General features: G+C 46.2%; 1 protein-coding gene. It reads right to left on the bottom strand.

Annotation, left to right across the window (positions count from 1 at the left end; translation table 11 throughout):
• Positions 1-600 (bottom strand): TCP-1/cpn60 chaperonin family protein (locus tag EQO05_RS15225; protein WP_240664788.1); only part of this gene is annotated, 600 nt, incomplete at both ends.

Genomic DNA, 600 nt, shown 5'->3' with positions numbered 1-600 from the left:
GCCGGGGTTTCAAACGCTTTCGGCATATCCTCTCTTGCAGGGTTTTCGTCCAGGATAAGGCCTTCAAGGGCAAGAATTTCAGGTCCCCCTATTTTTTTGAGGATTTTAATGTTCCTGTTAAGGTCAAGCCTGCACGCCTGCCTTTCATTAAGGTGCTTAACAACCCGGAGCACAATTTTGGTTATAGCCTCAGCCTGATACCTTTCCACTCCTTTTCCCGTTGCCGAGCACAGGATTGTCGTGCGCACATCTTCTTCTGTTGCCTGCTTGATGCTATACTGGAGCATTTCATAGGCTTTTTTCAGGGCAAGCTCATACCCTTCGATAATAGTTGTCGGGTGTACTCCTGCTCGAATCAGTCCGATTGCGTTTTTTATAAGGTTGCTTGCAAAAATAACGGCAGTCTTTGTGCCGTCCCCACAGGCTTTATCCATTGATTCGGCAAGCTTTTTAAGTGTGGTCACTATCGGGTGGAGCACATCCATTTCCTTTAAGATTACTTTCCCGTCGCTTGTGACAAAAATATCCCCGACAGGGTTCACTATTATCTTGTTCATGCCTCTTGGTCCAAAGGACGAACCAAGCAAATCATCGATTTCA

This window comes from Methanosarcina sp. MSH10X1 (assembly GCF_004099695.1).
GTDB lineage: Archaea > Halobacteriota > Methanosarcinia > Methanosarcinales > Methanosarcinaceae > Methanosarcina.
This window is presented reverse-complemented; position numbering and strand designations above follow the sequence as displayed.